Origin of the sequence: Cetobacterium sp. (assembly GCF_048470075.1) — a bacterium.
Classification (GTDB): Bacteria; Fusobacteriota; Fusobacteriia; order Fusobacteriales; family Fusobacteriaceae; genus Cetobacterium_A.
In genome coordinates, this window is record NZ_DBGBQB010000046.1 from 1 (window position 1) to 2,373 (window position 2,373).

Sequence of the window (2,373 nt, forward strand, 5' to 3'; positions counted from 1 at the left end):
CTTTTAATTTGTCACAAAAGTTCTTAGCCTTATCTGGATTTACAAGCATTGAGCTTTTAAAATATTTTTTCAATTTTATTTTCATAAAGTTATTTTCTCCTAATTTAATTTGTTTGGTCAAAATGCTCTATATTTAGGTTATAGTCTCTCTTTCCTATCAACTTTCCATTTTTACTATAGTAGCTCCAAATACCTACGGCTTGACCATTATAAAATTTTCCTATAATATGAGGCTTTCCATTGTCATGATAAAGTTTAAATAGACCATGGTCTTTTCCTTTTAAATAGTAAGTTTGAAATGTTTTATTTCCATCCTCACCATATAGGACATACTTACCGTTTAATTCTCCATTTTTCCAATTCTCTATAGATTTTATTTTCCCATTAGTATAAAAAGACAACCACTTCCCTTCTGGTATCCCATTTTTATAAAACTCTCTATCTTTTTGAAATGTCACCATTCCCGTTAGAGGACTACCTGTAGTTTTGACGAAAATTTTCCCACCTTTGTTTAAAATTTTAGAGTAATCTACCTCTGAATATTTTGCAAAAGCTAATTCAGTCATTAAATAAAAAATTACTGAAAATTTTTTCAACATTTTATCCCCTCACTATCTTTTCTCTATGCCTATGATTTTTACAGATTTTTCCATCTTATTTTTTACAATAAATTTATCGTAAAAAAATATCCCCATAAACGCTATTATTAATCCACCAAAACTAGCTCCTATACACTCACCCTCTGATAATCCAATCTTAGCAGCTGTAAAATAAGCCAAAAACATAACTATTAGAGGAAATATATATACAACCATTGCAGCTTTAAAAACTTGATTGTCTTCCATTTCAAAAGTTACAATATCCCCTACTTTTATATCCTCTCCATTGGAAATAAAAGTGAAGTCATTTGCAATTTTAGCGCTATCACTACACTTATTACAATGTGAACAAGCACTCTCTTTATACATTGAAATAGTAACTTTGTTTCCTAATTTTTCCTTAACTAATCCACTATTTTTCATACTTTGCTCCTTATTGAAATGCTTATAGTGAAATTATAACATATTTTTACTAGAACCTAAAATAATTTTAAATAAAAAAAAGTATAGATTTTATTCTATACTTTTAAAGTTGAATCTATATTATAATTTATCGTGTAGTGTACCACCTACTGCACACTTACAACCCATTCCTACCTCTACACATCTACTTGGGTCTATATAAACTATATCCCAACCATCATCTTCATCGTCACCATATCCAACTTCACCTATGAACATTAGCTCAAGACCTTTTGCTTTTAACTCCTCTTCACTTTGTCCTATTTTTTTTAAAAATTCCTCTTTAGTTAACATATGCGTCACTCCTAGTCTGTTTATTATATACCTTAATAATACACTATTTTTGTGTAGTTGTCAACTGGCAATTTGTTTTTTTAAAACTATTTTTTAAGTTTTAATTTTTAGTAAAAAATGTTATAATATTTTTTGGTAATACAAATATAGAAATGAGGTAAATAATGAAAGTTTTAGTTATAGGTGACGTAGTCGGAAATCCAGGTAGAAAAACTTTAAAAGCATATCTTGATAAATATAAAAATGATTATGATTTTATTATTGTTAATGGAGAAAATGCTGCTGCTGGATTTGGAATTACTGCAAAACTTTGTGATGAGATTTTAGATTGGGGAGTAAATGTTATAACAAGTGGAAACCACATTTGGGATAAAAGAGAGATTTATGACTATTTAGAAAGAACTAACAGAGTTTTACGTCCACATAATTATCCCAATGGTGTTCCAGGAACTGGATACACAATTTTAAAAGATAGAAAAGGAAATAAAATAGCTGTTGTATCTCTTCAAGGAAGGGTTTTTATGCCACCAATTGATTGTCCATTTACAGTGGCAAACAACTTAATAGAGGAGATTAGAAAAGAGTGCAAACACATCATTATAGATTTTCATGCGGAAGCCACATCGGAGAAATTAGCTTTAGCTAACTATCTAGATGGAAAAGTATCTGTAGTTTACGGAACTCATACTCATGTTCAAACTGCTGATAACAAAATTCTTCTTGAAGGAACTGGATATATCAGTGATGTTGGAATGACTGGTTCAGATAATGGTATAATTGGAATGAATAAAGAATCGATTATTCCTAAATTCTTAACTGCTTTACCGCAAAAATTTGAGATTGCAGAGGGTAAAGAAAGAATAAATGGTTTAAATATAGAACTGGATGATGAAACTGGTGAATGTATAAAAATAGAAAGAATTAACCTCTCTCTTATAGAGTTAGGAATATTTAATTAGGAAGGTCTTTATGAAAGTTGTTGAAATAAAAGTTATATTTGATAGTGATAGTATTGATA

The 2,373-nt window shown here is 29.2% G+C and carries 4 protein-coding genes; 1 reads left to right on the top strand and 3 read right to left on the bottom strand.

The window, feature by feature from the left end; all coding sequences use genetic code 11:
- Positions 1–104: 104 nt before the first annotated feature.
- The 3 genes from ACMOUI_RS01450 to ACMOUI_RS01460 all read right to left on the bottom strand — a co-directional run bounded on the left by ACMOUI_RS01450 (position 105) and on the right by ACMOUI_RS01460 (position 1,355).
- On the bottom strand, positions 105–599 hold the full coding sequence (locus ACMOUI_RS01450) for a toxin-antitoxin system YwqK family antitoxin (protein WP_418963969.1): 495 nt from the start codon (positions 597–599) through the stop codon (positions 105–107).
- 12 nt (positions 600–611) lie between these two features.
- On the bottom strand, positions 612–1,022 hold the full coding sequence (locus tag ACMOUI_RS01455; protein WP_418963970.1) for a SoxR reducing system RseC family protein: 411 nt from the start codon (positions 1,020–1,022) through the stop codon (positions 612–614).
- 120 nt (positions 1,023–1,142) lie between these two features.
- Positions 1,143–1,355, bottom strand: coding sequence for a hypothetical protein (locus tag ACMOUI_RS01460; protein ID WP_418963971.1), 213 nt, complete (start codon positions 1,353–1,355; stop codon positions 1,143–1,145).
- A 164-nt stretch (positions 1,356–1,519) separates the two neighbouring features.
- Between ACMOUI_RS01460 and ACMOUI_RS01465 the strand changes: the two genes are divergently transcribed.
- Positions 1,520–2,314, top strand: coding sequence for a TIGR00282 family metallophosphoesterase (locus ACMOUI_RS01465; RefSeq protein WP_418963972.1), 795 nt, complete (start codon positions 1,520–1,522; stop codon positions 2,312–2,314).
- The last annotated feature ends 59 nt before the right edge of the window (positions 2,315–2,373 follow it).